Consider the following 20,796-nt stretch of genomic DNA (forward strand, 5'->3'; position numbering starts at 1 on the left):
AGGCGACGAGATCGACATTGCCTGCAGGAAGAAGGTACTCTACGTCACCCGCCGCGCGAAAGTCAATCGAGGCCGTCGGCCGCTGGTGACTCAGTCTCCTTCCCGTTTTGTGCCACGGCCACCCTGCCGTGTTTGTTGACCCCAGCACAGATGAGACGCCCGTGCCATGAATCAAACTGAGTCACTACCCGCCATGCCGAATAAACCAGAACATTCGTCGAGTTTTCCCTCAGAGCAGGCGGCGTGATGCTCATCTAGCGGACAGGAGCGTCCATTCCCCATCGATGCGTTCATCGTCAGTGCGAAGCGTCCGTTAAGGTGACATCGCTCCGCAACGGGAGGTCTCGGGAAGAAGTTCCTACCAGAATCCGGTAAGTGCCTGCGCGAGAAACCCAGCGGCGCACTGATGTGTCGTAATACGAAAGTGCGCGAGGCGCGATGGAAAGGCGAACCTGTCTGGTCTCACCCGGTTTCAAAAACACCTTGTCAAAAGCACACAACTGTCGTGGCGGCTCGCCGTTCCCGGGAGGCTGGCTGATGTAGGCCTCAACCACTTCAGCCCCGGCGCGGCGGCCCGTGTTGGTGACATCGACCGTCGCGTTAACGACGCCTGCCCCTTTACTGAGGCGAGCGGCCGCGACTTCGAGACGGCTGAGCCGGAAGGTGGTGTACGACAAGCCAAAACCGAAGGGAAATAGAGGCTCGGCTCCGGTGGCATCATACCACCGGTAACCGACGTTGAGCTTCTCGCTGTAGACGGACTTTCCGTTGACCCCGGGCCATTGCTGCGGAGAACTGGTCGGAACTTTGTCCGCTGTTCGAGGAAAAGTCAGCGGCAGTCTTCCTCCGGGATTAACGTCTCCGAACAGTATTGCCGCAATGGCATTGCCGTCTTCCTGCCCTGGATACCACGCTTCGATGATGCCGCGAACGCTTTCAACCCAGGGCATCAGCACCGGACCGCCCGTGTTCAAAACCACAATGGTCTTAGGATTAGCCGCGGCCACAGTTGAGACGAGATTGTCCTGGTTACCTGGCAGCACAAGGTTCGGCCGGTCATGGCCTTCACCCTCGACGGTACTCACAAACACAATTGCGACCGCGGCAGACTTCGCCGCCCGAGCGGCATCGGCGAGGTCCCTGCCGTCCGAGTAGGTCACCCGGCTGCCCCCGCCCGCGCGCTTGCGGATGCCTTCCAGCGGACTCACCACATACGGCGCGATGACGGCGGAACTGCCCGTGCCCTCAACCTGCGGCTTATCTCCGCCATCTGCGCCGATCACGGCAATGGAAGAGGCGCCGGAGAGCGGAAGGATGTCACCCTGGTTCTTCAGCAGGACGGTTCCCTGCTCGGCCGCGCTGCGTGAAAAGACGTCGTGCTCCGGGCTTCGAACGTTGGAGTCCCAGTTGCCAGACTGTTGCCGGTCAAACAGGCCGTGCCGGAACATCGTTATCAGGATTCTCCTGACGTGCTCATTCAGATTCGCCATGTTCACTTGGCCGTTTGTAACGGCTTTTTCAAGCGCCTGTCCATAGTAGCGATCGTCGGGCATTTCCTGGTCCAGGCCTGCACTTGCGGAAGCAGCCGTGGAATGAGTGCCGCCCCAGTCGCTCATGACCCAGCCGCCAAAATCGAGTTGATTCTTGAGAAGATCACCCAGCACGTGCGAGTTCTCACAGGAGTAGACGCCGTTCGTCTTGATGTAGGCGCACATGAAAGTGCCGACACCGCCCGAAACCGCGGCCTGAAATGGCGGCAAATAAATTTCCTGCAGGGTCCTCTCATCCACAATCGAATCGATATGGAAGCGGTCGCTTTCCTGGTTCATGGTCAGATACATGTTCGCGTTGGCAATGGGCCCCTGGCTCTGGATACCCTTGATCTCGGCCGCAGCCATCTGCCCGTTGAAATAGGGATCCTCGCCGTAGGTTTCAAAAGTCCTTCCCCACTCGGGAACGCGAACCACGTCGATGGTGGGACCCAGTTCAACATTTGTTCCCTTCCCCCACTGCTCTTTGCCGATGACCTTGCCAAAGGCTTCCAGTAAAGACGTGTCCCAACTGGCGGCAACGGCAATGGGGGCCGGCAGAAGCGTTACTTCAGTGGCCTTGTTCCCCACACCCGCACGCCCATCGGCGAGCTTCAACGCAGGAATATGGAGCCGCGGGTTCGCCGGAACATAACCTACATATCCCTTGAACGGATGCTCTTTCCGGTCGATGCCGTGCATCAGGCCGACCTTGTCTTTGAGCGTCATCACATGGATCAGCAGGTCGGCCCTGCGCTCGGCGGAGAGCGACGGATTCATCCACGGATCGCTGCCTGTCTGTGTCGGCGCGAATGTCGCCGGAACCAATACGGCCATCAGTCCAAGCGCCACGCCGGCAATCATTAACCTGTAGGGAGCTTTGGCTCTCATCGCGCCTCATCTGCCAGGTATTTCGGGTTTTCTTCCGCGAATCTGCCCCCGCAGAAGCCCCGCAAGGTAAGTTTCAGTCAAGCAGCAACGCTAGTGCAGTGCATATGGGCCGTCAAGCGAAATTCATGAAAGCGTCGAGGCAGCGGCAGAAAGGCCGGCTCTTCTGGATCTTGCGCGGGCTTAGCCGAGCACAGGCACTGCAACGCTGCGCACGGCACGCGACTGGTCGCTCAAAAGAAAATGGATCACCTTTGCCACGTCTTCAGTCCGGACCCATTTTGAGAAGTCCGCGTTCGGCATCGCTTTCCGGTTTGCCGGTGTATCCATGGTCCCGGGCAAGATGCAGTGCGCCCGAACATCATAGCTCCCAAGCTCCTGCGCAAGGACCTCGGTGAGTTGCAGAACCGCGCCTTTGGAGACGGCATAAGGCGCAATTCCTGCGCCCCCGCCATGCAGGATGGCGCCACTCGAAACGGTGACGATTCGCCCGAAATTCTGGCGGATCATCAGGGGAACCAGCGGCCGCAACATGCGGACGACGCTCATGAGGTTAAGGCCCATCATCTGGTCCCACGCCTGGTCATCAGTTTCGAAACTCTTGCCTGCCGCAAACCCTCCCGCCACGCAGACCAGAAAATCCACCCGGCCATAACGCTCCAACACATTGGAAATGAACGCTTCTACATCCGGCGACTTATTGAGGTCCACGGGCCCACCCATCAGACGGCCAGAGGAATTGCCGGCAGCCGCTTGGAGTGTTCGCCACCCATCCTGACCCAGATAAGGCACTGCGACACGCGTCCCATCCTTGAGCAGATCCAGAACAACGGCATGGCCCAGAGCACCTGTTCCGCCCGTGATAATTGCCACTCGATCCTTAAAATCCACCATTCACCTCCATCATGGCTTATAATTAAAGTCCACGAAACATTCCAGGTCAACGCACAATGGTTGCACGGTTATATTAACGTACAGCTAATAGCGGTTGAGTCCCTCCTGTGAGGTTGTCACAGAAAGGGATGCAATAATGACATCATGCGGATTCGCCACAGGCTCATCATATCCCTGACCATCAGCATTACGCTGGTAGCCTTTGTCTTCGCCTACTTTCAGGTACGTTCCCAAAAGCGTTCACTTCGAAGTGATCTGGAGAAACGCGCAGCAGTGCTTGCGGAAAGCCTTGTTGACAACGTCCAGCCTTTACTCGCCAGCCATTCCCTCGTCTCTTTGCAGCAGCTTCTGGACCGATTCGAAAACCGCGAAGCCCTCGACGGAGTTGCGGTTTACGACAGTCACGGAAACAAAATCGCAGTTGCCACAACACTCGAGAACCAAACGGGCGCTGCTCCTTCTGCGGTCGGCCAGGCACTTTATCGGGTCAAGGGAGTGAACCAGTTCTTCAATTTGAATGGCGTACCCATGCAGGTCTATGCGCTGCCCATTCAAGGGAATGGGGGCGTGGAAGGTGTGCTGGCGATCTACCACAACACGAGCTTCATTGAGGACCAGTCTTTCCGTCTCTGGCGCGATACATTTCTCCGCCTGCTGGTGGAAACGCTCCTCATCGCTTTCATCTGCCTGCTGATTATCCGCATCAGCATTCTGGAGCCGGTCACAAAGACCGCCCAGTGGCTGCGTGCGCTGCGGACTGGCAAGGGTCTTCGGACGGCTTCGTTGCCGGCTGAGGAGATTTTCCAGCCGATCGCGCGCGAGGTAACACAACTGGCCAAAACCCTGGAAGTCGCCCGAACAGCCGCCGAAGAAGAAGCCCGTTTGCGAGAAATGGGTGACGTCATCTGGACGGCGGAGCGCCTGCGGGTGCATGTGCGAAATTGCTTTCGCGATAAACCGATTTTTGCCGTTTCCAACCGCGAGCCGTATATGCACGTGCACGAGAATGGCGGAATCAAGTGCGTGGTGCCGGCCAGCGGTCTGGTCACTTCGCTTGAACCCATCCTGCGGGCCTGCGACGGAACATGGCTGGCAGCCGGAGATGGAAACGCCGACCGCGAGACGGCGGATGATAAGAGCCGCCTGCGCGTGCCGCCAGATGACCCCCATTACACGTTGCGGAGGGTCTGGCTCAGCAAAGAGGAAGAACAGGGATTCTACCTCGGATTCGCCAACGAAGGCCTCTGGCCGCTCTGCCACATCGCTCACACGCGCCCCATCTTCCGCGAGGCGGACTGGAAGCAGTATAAGGCTGTGAACCAGAAGTTTGCCAGGGCCTTGCTGGAGGAACTGGAGGGCACGCAGGACCCCGCCGTTTTGATCCACGATTATCATTTTGCCTTGCTGCCGCGGATGGTAAAGGAGAAGCGGCCGGATGCCCGGGTCGCCATCTTCTGGCACATTCCCTGGCCAAATGCCGAGGCTTTCGGCATCTGCCCCTGGCAGCGAGAATTGCTGGACGGGCTGCTGGGTGCTGATATCGCCGGTTTCCACATTCAGAACCATTGCAACAATTTTCTTGAGACGGTTGACCGCGCCCTCGAATGCCGGATTGAATGGGACCGGTTTGCCGTCAACCGGCGTGGACACTTCACGCTGGTCCGCCCATTTCCGGTAAGCGTCGTCTTCGAAAACGAGACGGCGGACGCGTCAACACTCGCAGGACCTCCCGAGGCTGAAAACCTCCTGAGAGAGCTTGGAGCGGAAGGCGCCGTGATGGGACTGGGCGTCGATCGCATGGATTACACGAAAGGGATCGTTGAACGTTTCTGGGGCGTCGAAAGGTTCCTCGAAAAATATCCTGCCTATCAGAAACAGTTCAGCTTTGTCCAGATTGGCGCTCCCAGCCGTACAGACATCCAGCAGTACCGCAACCTGGTGCATGAAATTGAATCGGAGGCCCACCGCATTAACAATCGTTTCATGCGAGGTGCATGGAAACCCATCATCCTCCTGAAACGGCATCACAGCCACGAGGAGATCGTACGCTACTACAAATCGGCTGACTTTTGCATGGTGACCTCGCTCCACGACGGCATGAACCTGGTGGCCAAAGAATTTGTCGCCTCGCGCAGTGACGGCCAGGGGGTCCTCATCTTAAGCCGCTTTACGGGGGCCTGTCGCGAACTGCGAGATGCGCTGGTTGTCAATCCCTACGATACGGAGCAACTGGCGGAAGCCATTAAATTCGCCGTGTCGATGGACCTCGAAGAGAAAAGGTTGCGGATGCAGCGCATGCGACGCGTAGTCCGTGAGCATAACACCTATCGCTGGGCGGCCAGCCTGGTCCGCGAGCTCTCGGAAGTGCGGCTGGAAAAGCCCGAGCCGGTAAGAGTACGGTAGCTCCAGGAACAGCTCATCTCTTCAAGAGAAATGTCGTAAGACCTTTCGCGTGGAACGCTGGCCCAACCCGGGAACGATGACAAAAATCAGACAGCCCGGCCGCCGTTCACCCAGGTCGAAACTGCTGACAAACTCCCCCCAGGCACCGCAGGCCCGCAGAAGCCAGAAGCCACCATACTTGTTCGATTGCTGGGAACTCGTGCGCCGCCGAGTCCGGGTGGCGAAGCATGTCGTTGTGTTTCTCGATTTCGACGGCACTCTGGTGCGATTGCGCCATACGCCCGGGGAGGTGTTCCTTGGCGGGCCCGCCCGGCGCGTGCTGCGAAAATTGGCCCGCCACAGGAAGATCACTCTGTGTTTCATCAGCGGGCGGCAACTCGATGACTTGCAGCTCCGGGCGCCGGTGGAAGGCGCCATCTATTTCGGGCTGCACGGCTGGGAGCGAAGCAACGGAACCCCCCCCGACCTGCCCGGCACACGCCAGGTCCGGCAGGCCATGAAATGGGTCCAGCAGCAGGTCCGCGGCATTCCGGGAATTAAAGTGGAGGACAAGGGCATCTGTTTTGGCGTTCACTACCGGGCCGCCCGCAAGCCTGCGGTGCAGAAAACCTACGCCATTGTCACAGCAGCGCTGACCCGCCTGGGCCCCGGATTTGGCCTGTTGGCAGGGAAAAAGATCTGGGAAATTTATCCAATTGACATGGGAAACAAAGGAAAAGCTGCCGAAGACCTGCTTCAGAAGCTTCCGGGCCGCAAGCTGGTGATCTACGCCGGAGATGACACCACGGATGAAACAGCATTTGCGTTGCTGCAAGATGGCGTCACCATTCGGGTGGGAAAGTTCCGGGAAACGAAGGCGAATTTTTATCTCAAGGGCCCGGCGGAGGTCCTGATGGCCCTCAAGAGACTGGAAGAGAGTCTTGCTTAACTGGCCGCACCAACAGCTTCTTCAATTTTCCACCGCGTTTATTTCTGCAGCCCAGCCCTGGCAGTGCGGACGGCCTCCAGGAATTTGCGGGCATTCGCGGTGATAATTTCCGTTTTCCCTTCCTCGAGGGCCTTGCGTGACACGAGTTCTCCGCCGACGGCCACCGCGGCCGCCCCGGCGCGGATGTAATCCGGCGTAGTTTCCAGATCAACGCCGCCGGTCGGAACAAAGTCAATCTGCGGGAGCGGGCCTCGCAGCGACCTGAGATAATTCGGTCCGCCAACCGGACCACAGGGAAACACTTTCACCATGTCCGCCCCGGCCTGCCACGCCGTCACAATTTCCGTCGGCGTCAGGGCGCCGGGAATGCACGCCTTGCTGTATCGACGCGAAGTCTCAATAACTTTGAGGTCAAGACAAGGAGTCACGATAAATTCGGCGCCGGCCAGCAACGCAGCGCGGCACGTTTCCGAATCCAGGACCGTGCCGGCTCCCAGCAATACGCTTTCTCCAAACTGCTCAACCACCTGCTCCATCACGCGAAGGGCATTCGGCACGCCCATCGTGATCTCCACAACCGGAACGCCTCCGGCGACAACCGCCTCGACCGTCTTGAAAGCGTCGTTCGGATTCGACACGCGGACAATGGGAACAACCCCCACTTCTCGCAGCCGGTTTATCACCTTCTCTCTGCACCAGGGCATGGCTGAATCCTCTCGCTGGAATCTGCGCAAGGCGGTTGCCTGCAAGGGGCCGATTGCAGGAAATAATCCTGCTTACGCCGGCAGGCAGGGCTGAACCCCGCGCCTCGAGTTACTAACGGGCCACGCGCAGGCTCGCGCCCTTCATTAATTTTTCCACTTCGTCCAGTGTCGCCCAGTTAAAGTCACCGGGAATGGTCTGCTTGAGCGCGCTAAACGCATTCCCATAACGCACAGCGGCTTCGTAAGACTTCTTCACAAGATACCCATAGACGAATCCAGCGCTGAATGAATCGCCGCCGCCGACGCGGTCCACAATCTCAAGGTCGTACTTAACGTCTTCATAAAACTTGCCATCGGCGTACGCGATGGCCGACCACGTATTTCGCCATACCAGCGGATTTTCTCGCAAGGTGATGGCCACCGCCTTGAACTTGAATTTCTCCTGAAGGCGCTGGGCCACTTCCTCGTAGCTGCCCGCGGAAATCTCTTTGAATGCCTGATCGTCGGCCGCACCCGATGCCTTGATCTTGAAAACCACGCCGGTATCTTCTTCCGTCGTAATCAGGACATCGACCAATTCCATCAGCGGCTCCTGCACGTCTCGCGCTTTTTCCGGTGTCCACAGCTTTCCCCGATAGTTAAGATCATAGCTGACGGTAACGCCCGCGCGCCTGGCGGCTTCCAGACCTTCACGCATGACGGCCGCCGCGGAACCGCTCAACGCTGGAGTAATACCGCTGGTGTGAAACCATTTTGCGCCCGCAAACACACTCCTCCAGTCCACCTCGCCGGGCTCGATAGCGGAAATGGCCGAATACGAGCGATCATACAGAACGGAACTCGGCCGCGGCGCGGCGCCAAATTCCACAAAGTAGAGGCCGAGCCGGCCGCCTTCCGCCCACACGATTTGCGAGGTATCAACGCCCGCCTGCCGCACCCGGTTCTCCAGCAGTCGCGCCAGAGGATTCCGGGGCAGCCGGGAAACCCAGGTGCTCGTTAGCCCCAGACGGCTCACGCCCACCGCTACATTCAGCTCGCCGCCGCCGACCTGGACGTCCAGAGAATTTGTCTGCTCCAGCCGCTGAAAGTGTGGAGGCGCAAGCCGAATCATGGCTTCGCCAAAAGTTACAACATCCGCCATAACGATATCCTCCGCGTTGAGCTCCAGCTAAACTCGTAAATATAAGGCTTTCCGGGAAAAATTTCAGCCCCTTTCGTCATGCTACTCATGAAACAGATTTCGGGCCTGCCAAACAGGTCCTATGCTTGCTCACGGGAAAGGTGGGCCAAAATCACCGGTGGCGGCACTTCGTCGCTTGGCCCAGTATATTCGTAGCGCGCCGCGAGCGTTGACTTCGCCTCTTCCGCAAGGTTAGAGTAAACTTTTGTCTCTGTCGCAATCTTCCTCTTCGTGCACGACAACCTGCATCGGGGAATTAAGGTGAAGGAAAGCCAGATTTTGAGGACCATCATCGCTGCCCGCCGGCGGCGCGTCGAAGAAATGCGCGCCGGCGCTCCTCTGGAGACGCTTCGCCAGGCGGCGGAATCGCGGTCTGACTTCCGGGATTTTGCCGCGGCGCTCTCCGGCGAGGTGTTAAGCGTAATTGCGGAGCTCAAGAAAGCGTCCCCATCAAGAGGGCTGCTGCGGTCCAACTTTCGCCCTCGGGAAATCGCGCAATCCTACCAGCAGGCGGGCGCTTCGGCGCTTTCCGTTTTGACGGAAGAAGAGTTTTTCCAGGGCTCGCTCGATGACCTGAAGGCCGCGCGCGGAGCAGTCCGCCTGCCCGTGCTGCGCAAGGACTTTATCATTGACGAATACCAGGTGTACGAATCCGCGGCCGCTGGCGCTGACGCGCTCCTCCTGATTGTCGCGGCCCTCGAGGACAAGGACCTGAGGCATTTCCTCGAACTTTCAGAACGGCTGAGGGTGGCCGCGCTGGTGGAAGTCCACACAGCGGAAGAGCTGGACCGGGCCATCGACTCCGGCGCGCAAGTGATAGGAGTCAACAATCGCAATCTGAATACACTTGAGGTCAGCTTGGAAACTTCTTTCCGGCTCCGCGAGAAGGTTCCTCCCAGGCGCCTGGCCGTCAGCGAGAGTGGAATCAAGAGCGGCGCGGATTTGGAAAGGCTGTCGAAAGCGGGATTTGACGCTGTCCTGATCGGCGAGCACCTGATGCTGGCGGGCGATCCGGGAGAAGAATTATCACGCCTTCTCAAGAGCGCTCCAATGCTCAAAATGGCCGGGACCTGAGCCGATGCCGACCAGAATCAAAGTCTGCGGGATTACGCGCCTTGAAGACGCACTGCTGGCGGTCGAGCTTGGGGCCGAAGCGCTGGGCTTCAACTTCTATCGTCCTTCGCCGCGTTACATCGATTCCGCGACGGCCCGCGCCATCATTCAGTCCCTGCCGCCATTTGTGACGGCGGTTGGCGTCTACGCGAACGAGACGGAAATGGACCGCGTCACCGCCATTGCGCAAGAGGCCGGCGTTGGCGTCATTCAGCTTCACGGACCTCGGTTCCCTGATTTTGATGGACTGCCAACCGCCTACCCTTTGATTCGGGCGGTGGCTGTGGGAGACGGTTTCAAGGCCGAATCGCTTTCAAATCTGCGCGCCAACGGTTTTCTTCTGGACGCCTGTCACCCAAACCTGAGCGGTGGAACAGGAAAGTCGTTTGATTGGGAAGTGGCGCGCGAAGCAAACAGATATGGGACCATCATCGTGGCAGGCGGCTTGAATCCGGGCAACGTTGGACGCGCCATTCAAACGGTCCGGCCGTTCGCCGTGGATGTTGCAAGCGGCGTGGAATCCGGGCCGGGGCAGAAAGACTCGGCGCTGCTTCGCGCGTTTTTTGCTGCGGTCCGGGCGGCAGACCGCAACCTGTAATTCATCCGGGCTGGATCGGAAGTAGGCAAAATGCCGTACGGGCGAGAAACAATTTCAGGGCCTGACGTCCGCGGGCGCTTTGGTGATTTCGGCGGGCGCTACGTGCCGGAAACCCTCATGCATCCCATCGAGGAGCTTGAGCGCGCCTACGACCTCGCCCGCAAAGACGCCGCTTTTCAGGCCGAATTCAAGCGGCTGCTGCGATATTACGTCGGACGCCCCACGCCGCTTTACCACGCCGAGCGGCTGACAAAGCATTTGGGCGGCGCGCAGGTTTATCTGAAGCGCGAAGACCTGCTCCACACCGGGGCGCACAAGATCAACAATTGCATAGGCCAGGGCCTGCTGGCGGTGCGCATGGGCAAGACGCGCCTGATTGCCGAAACCGGGGCCGGCCAGCATGGCGTGGCCACCGCGACCGTGGCGGCGCTGATGGGCCTTGAGTGCCGCGTTTACATGGGCGAAGAAGACATGGCCCGACAGTCGCCCAACGTCTTCCGCATGCGCTTGCTGGGCACGGAAGTTGTGGGCGTAAGTTCCGGCTCCAGGACGCTGAAGGACGCCATCAATGAGGCCATGCGTGACTGGGTCGCGAATGTCGAGAACACGCATTACCTGCTGGGCTCGGTGCTCGGGCCTCACCCCTACCCCATGATGGTTCGTGATTTCCACCGCGTCATCGGGCAGGAAACGCGGCAGCAGATTCTCGAGCTTGCGGGACGGCTCCCGGACTGCCTCTTTGCCTGCGTGGGCGGCGGAAGCAATTCCATCGGACTGTTCTTTGATTTTATCCCCGACGCCCAGGTGAAGATGGTGGGGATTGAGGCCGGGGGCCGTTCGCCGGAGCTCGGCGAACACGCCGCGCGCTTTTCCGGCGGAACGCCGGGAGTGTTGCACGGCACCTACACCTACGTGCTGCAGGACACGGACGGCATGATCGCAAAAACCCACTCGGTCTCCGCCGGGCTTGATTATCCCGCCGTCGGGCCCGAACACGCGGCGCTCCACCAGCAGGGCCGCGTGGAATATACTTATGCGCGCGACAAGGAAGCGCTTGAGGCCGCGCGCCTGCTGGCCCGTACAGAAGGGATTATTCCTGCGCTCGAATCCGCGCACGCGCTGGCGGAGGTCGTGAAACGCGCTCCCGGCGCCGGCCGCGATGCGATCTACGTCGTCAACCTTTCCGGCCGCGGCGACAAGGACCTGGGAATTTTCCAGGCTGCGGGAATTCTGTAGGGCCAGCGGGGACCGACGCAACCCGATATGCCGACTCTTTCCACATCGCGAATTCAGGAGAAGTTCCGGCAACTCCACGAGTCAGAAGCCAAGGGCCTGGTGATTTATGTCACCGCCGGCGACCCAAGCCTCGAGGCCACAGGCAGCCTGCTCGAAGCCGTTCAAAACGGTGGCGCGGATATTATCGAACTCGGAATCCCTTTTTCTGATCCACTGGCGGACGGCCCTGTCATCCAGCGCGCCTCAGAACGCGCGCTCGCCGGCGGAACGACCCTTCGCAAGGTCCTGCGAATGCTGCCGGAATGGAGAAAACGGGCCCATGCACCGCTCGTCCTGTTCAGTTATTACAATCCGATTCTGCAATATGGTCTCGAAAACTTCGCTCGTGATGCCAGCGAGGCCGGAGCAGACGGCGTGCTGGCAGTCGATCTCTCGCCGGAAGAGTCCGTGTCCTACGTTGAAACGCTGAGAAAATGGAACCTGGATACCATTTTCCTTGGCGCCCCAACCTCCACGGATGAGCGGCTCCAGCGCGTGGCAAATGCTTCGACGGGTTTCCTCTATTTGATTGCGCGCGCCGGCGTGACGGGCGAGCGCGACAAGGTCTCTGATAGCACCCGGCCGCTGATCGAGCGTGTCAGAAAAATGACTCGGCTCCCACTCGCCGTCGGGTTTGGGATTTCCACCCCGGAGCAGGTCCGCTCCGTGCAGGAACTGGCGGACGCGGCGGTTGTAGGAAGCGCGATTGTTCGAAGCGTTGAAGAGCATTTCTCCACCGAGGGTGCAGCGGCCATCGAACGCTATGTGCGCTGGCTCAAAGAAGGCACCGGGAGTTCACCGGCATGAACGAACTGGAAGACTGGCGAAAGAAGATCGATGCAATTGACCGGCAACTGGTGAAGCTGCTGAATGAACGATCGAAGTGTGCAGTGGAAATTGGCCATCTGAAAAAGAAGCTGAGTCTGGCGGCCTGGCAACCCGACCGCGAGGCCGAAATTCTGAGGAACATCGTGAAGTCAAATCCCGGCCCGCTGGATGATGCGGCGGTCCGCCGCCTGTTTGAGCGGATCATCGATGAAGCCCGGTCTCTGGAGCGCCACTCGATGGAGTCTTCGGCCGAGGTGGAAGAGGCCAAGGAGTAACGGCGATGGTTGTGGTGATGGAAGAGGGCGCGACAGAAGAACAGATCCGGCACGTCATCGACCGGCTGATGAAACTGGGCTTTGACGCCCATCGCTCGACGGGTGCGCGGCAGACAGTGATCGGGGCGGTAGGCGCCAGGATCGACTTCGATACGCGCGACATCGAGTTGATTGAGGGCGTTGACGAAGTCGTAAGAATTTCCGCGCCCTACAAACTGGCCAGCCGCCATTTCCGTCCCGAAGGTTCGATCATCAATTTGGGCAAAGGCGTCTCCGTGGGATGTGAAAAGGTTTGCGTGATGGCGGGTCCTTGCAGCATCGAGAGCGAAACCCAAATCAACGCCATAGCGGCCCGCGTCAAGGAACTCGGCGGGAGCGTCCTGCGCGGCGGGGCCTTCAAGCCTCGGACATCCCCTTACAGCTTTCAGGGGCTTGGTTTGCCCGGCCTCAAACTGATGCGTGCCGCCGCTGACAGGCATGATCTGCTGGTGGTCTCGGAAGTGATGGACCACACGCAGATCCCCGCAATGCTGGATTACGTTGATGTCTTCCAGGTGGGCGCGCGCAACATGCAGAACTACAACCTGCTGAAAGAGCTTGGCAAGGTATCGAGACCGGTTCTGCTCAAGCGCGGCATTTCCGCCACCATCGAAGAGCTGCTTCTCTCAGCGGAATACATCATGTCCGGCGGCAACTACAACGTGGTGCTTTGCGAGCGTGGGATTCGAACTTTTGAAAATGCCACGCGCAATACGCTGGACATTTCGGCCATTCCGGTCATCCAGAAGCTGTCGCACCTTCCGATTGTGGTGGACCCCTCGCACGGCACCGGACGGCGCGACAAGGTTCCTCCCATGGCCCGCGCCGCCGTGGCCGCCGGGGCTGACGGCCTGTTGATTGAGGTCCACTCGGACCCGGAAAAGGCGCTGAGCGACGGTGCGCAGTCACTCTACTTTGAGCAGTTCGAGCAACTGATGCAAGAATTACGAATGATCGCACCCGCGGTGGGAAGAACCATCTGAAGCCCCTCCGCACAAGGGAAAATGGAACCTGCCGGACCATTTTTCAAACGGATTGCTATTATCGGAATGGGCCTCATTGGAGGCTCGTGGGCGCTGGCCCTGAAGAAGGCGGGCTACGCCGCCCATCGTATCGGCTTTGACGCCCCCGGCGTTTTGAAGCAAGCCCTCGAATCCGGCGCCGTGCACGAGGCGGCGAAGAATGTGGACGAGGCTGTACGTGATGCCGACCTGGTGGTTCTGGCCACGCCGGTGGGGAAAATCCTCGAATTGCTTCCTCGGTTGCAATTGGCGGCGCCCTCTCACGCTCTCATCACTGATGTCGGCAGCACCAAGCAGCGCATTGTACAATGCGCAAAAGACCTTCCTGCCGGTGGCGCGATGTTTCTGGGCGGCCATCCCCTGGCCGGCAAAGAGCATTCCGGTTTTGAACATGCCGATGCGGACCTGTTCCGGAATGCCCGCTACGTGGTTGTTCCACTGTCCGAAGCGGTGATGGAGGACGCGCGCGCAAAGGCCTTTGTGGGTCTGATTCAGTCGCTGGGCGCCCGGCCCTGCGTGACGGACGCCGCCAGCCACGACGTGGCCATGGCCTTTCTCTCTCACCTGCCGCAACTCCTTTCGACGGGCCTGGCGGGCATGGTGGCCGAAAAGGCCGGCCAGGGCGCGTTGCCGCTGGAACTGGCTGGGTCTGGCTTTCGAGACCTGACGCGCCTTGCCGAAAGCCCCTACTCGATGTGGCGCGACATCTGCCTGACGAATATGGAAAATATTCAGGCTGCTCTCGACGCAACAATCCAGAAACTTGATACCATAAAGACACATCTCGGCACACGGGAACTTGAAAAAGAGTTTGATCAGGCGCGCAGGCTGCGCGCGAAATTACGCGAAAACCGTTGAGCAGGGCGTTCGGCCGGACGCTGGCCAAAGGACTTCCCTGCAACAGAAGCCGGGAGGCGCATGAACAAGGTTTACGCAACCGCCGATACCGCTATTGCCGACATTCCGGACGGCGCCACCATCATGGCGGGCGGCTTTGGGCTCTGCGGGATTCCTGAAAATCTGATCGACGCCCTGCAGCGGAAGGGCGTCAGGGACTTGACCGTTATCAGCAATAACGCCGGCATCAGCGATTTCGGACTGGGCAGGCTGCTCCAGACACATCAGATCAGCAGGCTGATTGGCAGTTACGTTGGCGAAAACAAGGTTTTTGAGGAGCAGGCCCTGAACAAGGAAATCAACCTGGAATTGACGCCGCAGGGAACTCTTGCCGAGCGCATTCGCGCCGGCGGAGCGGGCATTCCGGCCTTTTACACGCCCACCGGCGTCGGGACGGTGGTCGCCGATGGAAAAGAGATCAGAGAATTCGGCGGCCGCCGATACGTGCTGGAACGCGCGTTGACGGCTGATTTCGCCCTCATCAAGGCCTGGAAAGGCGATCGTTGGGGCAACCTGGTCTATCGAAAGACGGCCCGGAATTTCAACCCCATGATGGCCACGGCGGCAAGGGTGACCATTGCGGAGGTCGAGGAACTGGTGGAACTGGGAGAACTCAATCCTGATTGCATCACCACTCCGGGAATCTACGTCAGGAGGGTCTTGCAGGGCGCCAGCTACGAAAAGCGCATCGAACGGCGCACCGTAAGGGAGCAGTCCTGATGGACAAGCGTGAACTGATCGCGCGGCGCGTTGCCCAGGAACTCCAGGACGGGTTTTATGTCAATCTCGGGATCGGCATCCCGACGCTGGTGTCGAATTACATTGCGCCCGCCATTGAAGTGATTTTGCAATCCGAAAACGGCATGCTGGGAGTGGGGCCGTATCCGCGCGAAGAGGAAGTCGATCCCGACCTGATCAACGCGGGCAAGGAAACCGTATCGGGCATACCGGGCACGGCTTATTTTTCCAGCGCTGAATCTTTTGCCATGATTCGGGGCGGCCACATCGATCTGACGGTCCTGGGAGCCATGGAAGTGGACGAAGAGGGCAACCTGGCAAGCTGGACGATTCCCGGCAAGATGGTGAAAGGCATGGGAGGCAGCATGGACCTGGTTTCCGGCGCCAAACGCGTGATTGTCGCCATGGAGCACACGACGCGGGACGGCCGGCCAAAAATTTTGACGAAGTGTTCCCTGCCCCTTACGGGAACGCGCGTCGTTCATGCCATCATCACCGAGCTTGCCATGCTGGAGATAACTGCGGAGGGGCTGACGGTCAGGGAGCTTGCGCCGGGAGTCAGCTTTGAAGAGGTCCAGAAGCGCAGCCAGCCGGAACTGCGAGTCGTCTCGAGCCCCAGGACCTATCGCGTGTGACGGCGCAGCCGGATGCGCTGGTGTGGCGTATACGTAACTTGTTACGACGAAGAGTGGCGCCCGTCATTCCGGTCCCGCAGAGCGGGAAAGGAATCTGCTTTTGCCCTGGCGGAGAAGCAGATTACATGGGACGTTACTGCCGCTGACGGCTTTGCAGGTACAAACATCGATGGCTTCGCGCGTACTTACAACCGCCAACCAGATCACCCTCCTGCGCCTGGTCTTTGTCCCCATATTCGGCATTCTGGTGGTCGGCAGACACGATGCCGCCGCACTCGCCGTGATGGCCGCCGCCGCGTTCTCCGACATTCTGGATGGCACCGTCGCCAGGGCCTTCCGGCAGGTTTCGCTGCTGGGGGTTGCGCTCGATCCGATCGCCGACAAGATCCTGTTGAGCACTGCGTTTGTCACCCTCTCATACCGGGGAGGCCTGCCCTGGTGGCTCACCATCATGGTGCTCAGCCGGGACGCCGTTATCCTCATCACCGCCTTGCTCATCATTCTCGTTGCAGGTTACCGCCCGTTTTACCCCACCGCTCTCGGCAAGGCTTCCACGGTCATCCAGTCGATCACCATCTTTGCGGCGCTTTGCCACCTGGCGCGCATTCCCTGGGTCACGGGACCGGTCGTCGAAGCGTTCATCTTTCTCGCTGCCGGAATCATCGTGATTTCGGGGCTCCACTACCTGGTGGTCGTCCAGAAACGATACTCCCACCACGAGGAAGGCCCGTAGCGCAGTCTTGCCTGAAGGGGGTTGAAGCTTTTAGCTCCGCCAATTTTTTCCGGCCACGCGGCCACTCTGGCCTCAGCCCCTGAAGCAATCATCGGCAATTCTACATCACTGACCCGCCCGCTCTACTCTGACTCACGCTCCTGACTTCTTGCTCCTGACTCCTGACTTCCAGCCTCTCCCGCCGAATTTGCTTGACAAAGACTGGCCTAGCATGGTAGTCTCCCTTAGTGCCCTGCAAGCCGCGAGTTTTCCGGGACTAAAAGTAAATGGGACAGAAAAATACGTTTTTTGAGGAACGAAGCGGAGAAGTTGCTGAAAACAAAGAATTGGGCCTTAAAAACGAACCGGAAACGAACCGGAGAATAAACCCTTCGGCCCCTAGCCTCTGCTCTCCCCCCTACGGCCCTCCTTCCGGTCTCCGCGAGCGGCGCGCCATTGAATCTTCCGCTGAATTTTAACCGCTTTGCGCCGCTTCTTAACGAGGCGAGCTTGCCGCAACGTTTCACGGTTTTATCCCTGGGGCTGGCCAAATTGACGGGCCACAATGCCGAAGAGTAGACTGGTCGGTTAACCGTTTCAGACAAGGACTTACAGCTTGGCAGCGATGCCGACCACCATCATCAAGGAGCGCACTTTGGCAACTTCGCCCAACCAGTACTTGCAATCCAATAGAGCACAATTTCTCGAAGGCCTCAAAAATCTTTTGAGAATCCCGAGCATCAGTACATCGCCGGAGAACAAACAGGATGTCCGCCGGGCCGCTGAATCCATCGCGGAAGAGCTTCGAACCATGGGCATGCGCGGGGTGGAAATCATCAATGGAAAACCCGGCCGGCATCCGCTGGTTTATGCGGAGTGGCTGGAGGCGTCGGGCAAGCCGACCCTGCTGCTCTATGGCCACTACGATGTCCAGCCGCCCGAACCGTTGGACGAATGGAAGTCACCGCCTTTCGAGCCAACCCTCAGAGGCGATGACCTTTTCGCACGCGGGGCTTCCGACGACAAAGGGCAAACCTACATTCTGCTGAAGGCTGTGGAATGCTGCCTGCGCAGCGAAAACAGGCTGCCCATCAATGTGAAGTTCCTGATCGAAGGCGAGGAAGAGGTCGGCGGAGAACACATCGAGGAGTATGTTCCGCTGAACAAAAAGCGGCTGAAAGCCGACGCTGCCGTCGTCTGTGACACCGAGATGTTCGCGCCCGGCCTGCCTACCCTCACCACAGGACTGCGCGGCCTGATTTACACGGAAGTTGAAGCGCGCGGAGCCAGCCACGACCTGCATTCCGGAATGTATGGCGGCGCTGCTCCCAATCCCATGCAGGCGCTGGCTGAAATTGTTGCGCGCCTCAAGGGTCCTGACGGCAAGATCCGCATTCCGGGATTTTATGAGAAGGTCCGCAAGCCGAGCCGCAAGGAACTGGCTGCCTGGAGGCGCCTACCCTTCAAGGAGAACGCCTTCCTGAAGAAGGAAGTCGGTTCCACCGCGCTGACCGGCGAACGGAACTATTCCGTGCTTGAGCGCCTGTGGGCGCGGCCCACCCTGGAGGTCCACGGAATTCGCGGAGGATTTGTCGGAGATGGCGCCAAGACAGTCATCCCTGCGGTTGGTACGGCCAAGATCAGCATGCGCCTGGTGCCGGACATGAATCCAAAAGAAGTGTTCCGCCAATTTGCGGCGGCGGTGAAGAAAAATACGCCCGCGGGCATCAGGACGAGCGTGCGCCTCATCAGCATGGCTCCCGCTTCGGTGGTCTCGACTGAAAGCAGCTATATCGCGGCGGCCGCAGCGGCGATGGAAAGCGTCTTCGGCAAGAAGACCGTTTACATGCGCTCCGGCGGTTCCATTCCCATCGTCGGCCTATTTCTCGAGCACTTGAAAATCCCGAGCATCATGATGGGCTTCGGCCTGCCGGACGACAACCTCCATGCTCCAAATGAAAAGTTCCATGTGCCGAACTTCTACGGCGGCATCCAGTCGGTGATCCAATACTTCGAATTGCTGGGAAAGTGATATTGGCGCGATGCAACACTTGCGCGCCAGAACCCCCTGGGTCCGAACCATGCACTATTCTCCGGAGACTTGACCGCGACAGGCGGCAGAAATCTTTGAGAAGGACAAGAGAGACGATGACGACACTTAAAATCCATTGGTCACGGGTGGCAATTTCGGTCCTGCTGTTCGCTGTCGCGCTGGTTGCCCTGCGCGCAAACGTCTTTGCCGACGAAGGCATGTGGACCTTTGACAACCCACCTCTCGCGCAATTGAAGCAACGTTATGGCTTCACGCCCACGGAGGCCTGGCTGAATCATGTGCGCCTCTCGAGCGTTCGCTTCAATGACGGAGGGTCGGGATCGTTCGTCAGCCCGCGCGGGCTGGTTCTGACCAATCACCATGTGGCTTTGTTCCAGCTTCAGAAACTTTCAACCCCGGAGCATGACTATGCCAGCGGCGTCTTCTATGCCCGTACCGAGGCGCAGGAACTGAAATGCCCCGATCTGGAGTTGAACATTCTGATGTCAATGGAAAATGTGACGGCCCGCGTGATGGCGGCCGTGAAGCCCGGCATGAGCGACTCCGATGCCCTGAAAGCCCGCCGCGCCGAAATCGCCAAAATTCAGAAGGAAAGCCTCGATGCTACCGGCTTGCGCTCTGACGTAGTTCAGCTCTATCAGGGAAGTGAATACTGGCTCTACCGGTATAAGAAGTATACCGACGTGCGGCTGGTGTTTGCTCCCTCCCAACAGATCGCGTTTTTCGGCGGTGATCCGGACAACTTCACTTACCCGCGCTACGACCTGGACTTCGCGCTGTTTCGGGTGTATGAAAACGGCAAGCCCGTCGAGAGCAACAACTACCTCAAGTGGGACGCGAAAGGCCCGGTGGCCGACTCGCTGGTTTTCGTTTCCGGCAATCCCGGATTCACCGGCCGCCAGGATACCATGGCCCAGCTTCAACTATTGCGTGACAAGGCGTTTCCACTCATCATCCAGATTATCAGCCGGCGGCTGTCCACGCTCCAGCAGTATTCCGCCCAGGGGCTGGAGCAGGCCCGCCAGGCTACCAGCCGCATCTTCTCCCTGCAGAATTCGCTGAAGGCCTATAACGGCATGGAAGGCGGGCTTCGCAATCCTGAACTGATGGCCAAGAAAGAACAGGAGGAAAAAGATTTTCGCGAGCGCATTGCCGCAAACCCCCAGTGGCAGAAAGAATATGGCAACGCCTGGAACGAAATTGCTGAAGCTCAGAAGGAGATGGCCGAAAACCTGAAGCCCTACCGCTTCCGTTCAATCAGCGGGGCTCCGCTGGCCAACGAGGCGCTTACCATCGTGCAGTATGTCCAGCAGGTGAAAAAACCGGATGGCGAGCGCCTTCCGGGCTTCCACGACTCGCAGCTCGCTTCCCTGCGGTTCCAGTTGTTCTCGCCCGCGCCGTTCTATCTTCCCTTGGAACAGGCGACGCTGGCGGGCATCCTGCAGGAGTCCGGCGAGGAACTTGGCCCGGCGGACCCGTTCGTCCGCGCGGCTCTCGAGGGGAAAACGCCGGAAGACGCAGCAAGAGAGGCTTTTGCGGGCACCAAGATGGGCGACGCCGCATTCCGCAAGTCGCTGGCCGAGGGCGGCGAGGCGGCAATCGAGTCGTCGAACGATCCTCTGATCGCTCTCGCCCGGCGAGTCAATCCCGAAATCCTTGCCATGATCAAGTGGCACGAGGATAAGGTGGAAAGTGTGGAGACCCGCGCGGGAGAAAAGATCGGAAAGGCGCGCTTCGCGGTTTACGGCAAGAGCACTTATCCCGACGCGACCTTCACCCTGCGGCTTGCCTACGGCACGGTGAAAGGATATCCCATGAACGGGACCGAGGCGCCTCCCCACACAACCTTCTACGGGCTGTATGACCGTGCCTACAGTTTTGGGCTCAAGCCGCCGTTCAACCTTCCCGGGCCGTGGATGAGATCGGAAGATAAACTTGACTTGAAGACGCCGCTGGATTTTGTGACCACCTGCGACGTGGTGGGCGGCAACTCCGGATCGCCGGTCATCAACAGCGACGGCAGCCTGGTGGGAGTGATCTTCGACGGCAACATCGAAAGCCTGGTCGGCTACTTCGTTTACAACG

The 20,796-nt window shown here is 59.2% G+C and carries 18 protein-coding genes; 14 read left to right on the forward strand and 4 right to left on the reverse strand.

From position 1 onward, the window contains the following. Positions 1 to 296 precede the first annotated feature (296 nt). Both VFQ24_17190 and VFQ24_17195 read right to left on the reverse strand, forming a co-directional pair. Positions 297 to 2,420, reverse strand: a complete 2,124-nt coding sequence (locus tag VFQ24_17190; protein HET9180092.1) for a glycoside hydrolase family 3 C-terminal domain-containing protein — start codon at positions 2,418 to 2,420, stop codon at positions 297 to 299. A gap of 180 nt (positions 2,421 to 2,600) precedes the next feature. Then, positions 2,601 to 3,311: an SDR family NAD(P)-dependent oxidoreductase gene (locus tag VFQ24_17195; protein HET9180093.1), complete on the reverse strand. Its 711-nt coding sequence runs from the start codon at positions 3,309 to 3,311 to the stop codon at positions 2,601 to 2,603. A 144-nt stretch (positions 3,312 to 3,455) separates the two neighbouring features. Here VFQ24_17195 and VFQ24_17200 point away from each other — a divergent pair, with 144 nt between their 5' ends. Together VFQ24_17200 and otsB are read left to right on the forward strand one after the other, a co-directional pair. Next, on the forward strand, positions 3,456 to 5,714 hold the full coding sequence (locus tag VFQ24_17200) for a trehalose-6-phosphate synthase (GenBank protein HET9180094.1): 2,259 nt from the start codon (positions 3,456 to 3,458) through the stop codon (positions 5,712 to 5,714). Positions 5,715 to 5,931: 217 nt separating this feature from the next. Beyond that, a complete protein-coding gene (otsB, locus tag VFQ24_17205; GenBank protein HET9180095.1) occupies positions 5,932 to 6,642 on the forward strand; it encodes a trehalose-phosphatase in 711 nt (236 codons plus the stop codon). Positions 6,643 to 6,680: 38 nt separating this feature from the next. Here the strand turns inward: otsB and eda are convergent, their stop codons facing one another. Beyond that, positions 6,681 to 7,346, reverse strand: coding sequence for a bifunctional 4-hydroxy-2-oxoglutarate aldolase/2-dehydro-3-deoxy-phosphogluconate aldolase (gene eda, locus VFQ24_17210; GenBank protein ID HET9180096.1), 666 nt, complete (start codon positions 7,344 to 7,346; stop codon positions 6,681 to 6,683). Positions 7,347 to 7,458: 112 nt separating this feature from the next. Then, positions 7,459 to 8,487, reverse strand: coding sequence for a sugar kinase (locus VFQ24_17215; protein HET9180097.1), 1,029 nt, complete (start codon positions 8,485 to 8,487; stop codon positions 7,459 to 7,461). Between the two features lie 318 nt (positions 8,488 to 8,805). Between VFQ24_17215 and trpC the strand changes: the two genes are divergently transcribed. The 12 genes from trpC to VFQ24_17275 form a co-directional block, all read left to right on the forward strand. Beyond that, positions 8,806 to 9,600 (forward strand): indole-3-glycerol phosphate synthase TrpC, encoded by a 795-nt coding sequence (gene trpC, locus VFQ24_17220; GenBank protein HET9180098.1) that lies wholly within the window; start codon positions 8,806 to 8,808, stop codon positions 9,598 to 9,600. A 4-nt stretch (positions 9,601 to 9,604) separates the two neighbouring features. Further along, positions 9,605 to 10,237 (forward strand): phosphoribosylanthranilate isomerase, encoded by a 633-nt coding sequence (locus VFQ24_17225; GenBank protein ID HET9180099.1) that lies wholly within the window; start codon positions 9,605 to 9,607, stop codon positions 10,235 to 10,237. 30 nt (positions 10,238 to 10,267) lie between these two features. Then, on the forward strand, positions 10,268 to 11,473 hold the full coding sequence (gene trpB / locus VFQ24_17230; GenBank protein HET9180100.1) for a tryptophan synthase subunit beta: 1,206 nt from the start codon (positions 10,268 to 10,270) through the stop codon (positions 11,471 to 11,473). A 27-nt stretch (positions 11,474 to 11,500) separates the two neighbouring features. Next, the gene (gene trpA / locus VFQ24_17235) at positions 11,501 to 12,319 is read left to right on the forward strand and encodes a tryptophan synthase subunit alpha (protein ID HET9180101.1); all 819 of its coding nucleotides are present in this window, start codon (positions 11,501 to 11,503) and stop codon (positions 12,317 to 12,319) included. Further along, the gene (pheA, locus tag VFQ24_17240; GenBank protein HET9180102.1) at positions 12,316 to 12,615 is read left to right on the forward strand and encodes a chorismate mutase; all 300 of its coding nucleotides are present in this window, start codon (positions 12,316 to 12,318) and stop codon (positions 12,613 to 12,615) included. Before trpA ends, pheA begins: the two co-directional genes overlap by 4 nt. 5 nt (positions 12,616 to 12,620) lie before the next feature. Next, positions 12,621 to 13,637 carry a 3-deoxy-7-phosphoheptulonate synthase gene (aroF, locus tag VFQ24_17245; GenBank protein HET9180103.1) on the forward strand — a complete coding sequence of 339 codons (1,017 nt, stop codon included), beginning with the start codon at positions 12,621 to 12,623 and terminating at the stop codon, positions 13,635 to 13,637. A gap of 21 nt (positions 13,638 to 13,658) precedes the next feature. After that, a complete protein-coding gene (locus tag VFQ24_17250; protein ID HET9180104.1) occupies positions 13,659 to 14,534 on the forward strand; it encodes a prephenate dehydrogenase/arogenate dehydrogenase family protein in 876 nt (291 codons plus the stop codon). A 60-nt stretch (positions 14,535 to 14,594) separates the two neighbouring features. After that, on the forward strand, positions 14,595 to 15,293 hold the full coding sequence (locus VFQ24_17255) for a CoA transferase subunit A (protein HET9180105.1): 699 nt from the start codon (positions 14,595 to 14,597) through the stop codon (positions 15,291 to 15,293). Beyond that, positions 15,290 to 15,946 (forward strand): CoA transferase subunit B, encoded by a 657-nt coding sequence (locus tag VFQ24_17260; GenBank protein HET9180106.1) that lies wholly within the window; start codon positions 15,290 to 15,292, stop codon positions 15,944 to 15,946. The genes VFQ24_17255 and VFQ24_17260 overlap by 4 nt, the downstream gene beginning before the upstream one ends. 169 nt (positions 15,947 to 16,115) lie before the next feature. Beyond that, a complete protein-coding gene (locus VFQ24_17265; GenBank protein HET9180107.1) occupies positions 16,116 to 16,679 on the forward strand; it encodes a CDP-alcohol phosphatidyltransferase family protein in 564 nt (187 codons plus the stop codon). Positions 16,680 to 17,283: 604 nt separating this feature from the next. Then, positions 17,284 to 18,690, forward strand: coding sequence for a dipeptidase (locus VFQ24_17270; protein HET9180108.1), 1,407 nt, complete (start codon positions 17,284 to 17,286; stop codon positions 18,688 to 18,690). Positions 18,691 to 18,806: 116 nt separating this feature from the next. Further along, positions 18,807 to 20,796: S46 family peptidase (locus tag VFQ24_17275; protein ID HET9180109.1), on the forward strand; the 1,990-nt coding region annotated here is incomplete at its 3' end.

The organism is Terriglobia bacterium, assembly GCA_035712365.1.
GTDB lineage: Bacteria > Acidobacteriota > Terriglobia > UBA7540 > UBA7540 > SCRD01.

Excerpts from the sequence above, each read along its gene's own strand:
- VFQ24_17190 (HET9180092.1), bottom strand. The coding sequence starts at position 2,420 with ATGAGAGCCAAAGCTCCCTACAGGTTAATGATTGCCGGCGTGGCGCTT.
- VFQ24_17195 (HET9180093.1), bottom strand. The coding sequence starts at position 3,311 with ATGGTGGATTTTAAGGATCGAGTGGCAATTATCACGGGCGGAACAGGT.
- VFQ24_17200 (HET9180094.1), top strand. The coding sequence starts at position 3,456 with ATGCGGATTCGCCACAGGCTCATCATATCCCTGACCATCAGCATTACG.
- eda (HET9180096.1), bottom strand. The coding sequence starts at position 7,346 with ATGCCCTGGTGCAGAGAGAAGGTGATAAACCGGCTGCGAGAAGTGGGG.
- VFQ24_17215 (HET9180097.1), bottom strand. The coding sequence starts at position 8,487 with ATGGCGGATGTTGTAACTTTTGGCGAAGCCATGATTCGGCTTGCGCCT.
- VFQ24_17225 (HET9180099.1), top strand. The coding sequence starts at position 9,605 with ATGCCGACCAGAATCAAAGTCTGCGGGATTACGCGCCTTGAAGACGCA.
- trpB (HET9180100.1), top strand. The coding sequence starts at position 10,268 with ATGCCGTACGGGCGAGAAACAATTTCAGGGCCTGACGTCCGCGGGCGC.
- trpA (HET9180101.1), top strand. The coding sequence starts at position 11,501 with ATGCCGACTCTTTCCACATCGCGAATTCAGGAGAAGTTCCGGCAACTC.
- pheA (HET9180102.1), top strand. The coding sequence starts at position 12,316 with ATGAACGAACTGGAAGACTGGCGAAAGAAGATCGATGCAATTGACCGG.
- aroF (HET9180103.1), top strand. The coding sequence starts at position 12,621 with ATGGTTGTGGTGATGGAAGAGGGCGCGACAGAAGAACAGATCCGGCAC.
- VFQ24_17250 (HET9180104.1), top strand. The coding sequence starts at position 13,659 with ATGGAACCTGCCGGACCATTTTTCAAACGGATTGCTATTATCGGAATG.
- VFQ24_17255 (HET9180105.1), top strand. The coding sequence starts at position 14,595 with ATGAACAAGGTTTACGCAACCGCCGATACCGCTATTGCCGACATTCCG.
- VFQ24_17265 (HET9180107.1), top strand. The coding sequence starts at position 16,116 with ATGGCTTCGCGCGTACTTACAACCGCCAACCAGATCACCCTCCTGCGC.
- VFQ24_17270 (HET9180108.1), top strand. The coding sequence starts at position 17,284 with ATGCCGACCACCATCATCAAGGAGCGCACTTTGGCAACTTCGCCCAAC.